Below are 1,639 nucleotides of genomic sequence, written 5' to 3'. Positions count from 1 at the left end.
TATTAATTCTTAAAAAAAGTAATTTAGGAATTTATGAAATTCCATTTTTGCTTTACATGAGAATTTGTTCTAAATAAAAATTTAGGTAATGTACTGAAAAATAGTTGGTGGATTTTATAAAAATATTTTGTAATATTCACTTGTTAATCTGAAGAGGAAAATAGCTCTGGTGAAGACCAACTTTTCAGCAATAGGATTAATGTTCAAAACGATAGTTTTAGGGTGAGATTTTTCTCACCCTTTTTCTATAAATTATCGGATGAACTTTATGGCTAAAAAAACTTCATTTTTCGTTAGAAAAATACACGTACCATTTGATAAAATTGATTCTATTTTTTAAAGTCAAACCTCGATGAAGATCTAAATGATTTTTTAAATGACTAAAATATCCTTCAATTCCATTTGTCGTTTTTGGAATACTTGGATTATCGATGTAATGAAACATGTTTGGCAACGCTCTTTTTATAGTAAAATAAGACCTTCTGAGGAATTTGTGAGTGTACCAATATCTTTGTGTTTCAAGGTTGATAGTCTTTTCATTGATGTAATCTTTATGTTTTTCATGCCAAAGATTCAGATTTTTTATCCACCAAATTCTATCATTATGCGTTTTTATTTTGAGTAAAATCAGAACGTGTTTTCTAAGTTCTTGTCCTGCTAAATGTTTTGAAAATTTGGTAAGCCAGATTAAGCACATTCTTTGAATATGAACCAAGCATCTTTGAATAATGATATTTTCATCTGTTTTCTTAATGGCTTTCAAAACGCTTTTATCACCATTACTGGTAATGCTTTCTAATTTTACACCCAACAATAAAAGATTGGTTAAATCTTCTTTCACTTCTTCAAAATGTTCTCCATCTGTAAACCGGATCAATTGCGTATATCCATCAAAATTATCTTGATAAGCGACCAAACAAAATTTTGCGAAATAAGTACCATCCATTCTGAGATTCACATGATCTCTTTTGATGATTTTGAGAACTGGTGAACTTTCTAAAATCTTGTAAAAAGTACGTTGTAGCGTATCTTTTGAATATCCACTGTCTCTACAAAGTGTCTTGTAAGTTTGTCTTTCCAGAGCCCATTTTTTGAACCAAATAAATCGATTTCTTATCTTTTGTTCTGGTCTGTTTTGTGTGAAAAAAAATTCCACAATTTATACACTTAAATCTCTGTTTTCCTTGTTATTTTCCCCACCGAATTACTTCCAGACTTCCACAACTCCAGCAACGCTTTTTTTTTACTATTTTTAGTACAAAGAAAAAGTTTTATAAAACACTTTTCATAAAACCTTATTCAAATAACTTATCAGTAACGTTTTACGAGGATTTCACCAACTATTTTTCAATCTTATGCCATTTACCTTCACTTTTAGTACTTACAATTTTATTACAATTTTGATCGGAAGAAATAAACTGAAGCGCCTTTTTCTATATAAATATCATTTTTAATGGCAGAATCCCATCCTTTTTTCTGTGCAAAACCAAAATACGGAATAATAAGAAAGATAAAAAGTAAAATTCGCAAACCAATCAATAACATTCCTTTATTTATAAAATATTTATTTGTTTCGTTACAAAAAGACTTTTTTAAAAAGTATTTTTTACCACTTAAAATTATTAAATTTTTAGTATGT

2 protein-coding genes are annotated in these 1,639 nt (G+C 28.2%); both read right to left on the bottom strand.

The window, feature by feature from the left end; translation table 11 throughout:
- Nucleotides 1–283 precede the first annotated feature (283 nt).
- Complete coding sequence (locus C4S29_RS14630) at nucleotides 284–1,156, bottom strand: transposase (protein WP_233740570.1); 873 nt, start codon at nucleotides 1,154–1,156, stop codon at nucleotides 284–286.
- 236 nt (nucleotides 1,157–1,392) lie between these two features.
- The coding region (locus C4S29_RS14865; RefSeq protein WP_221405547.1) for a hypothetical protein at nucleotides 1,393–1,639 on the bottom strand (247 nt) is incomplete at its 5' end.

Source organism: Halpernia humi (assembly GCF_900108025.1).
GTDB classification, from domain to species: domain Bacteria; phylum Bacteroidota; class Bacteroidia; order Flavobacteriales; family Weeksellaceae; genus Halpernia; species Halpernia humi.
The sequence above is the reverse complement of the archived record's forward strand: the minus strand, read 5'-3'. Positions and strand labels throughout refer to the sequence as shown.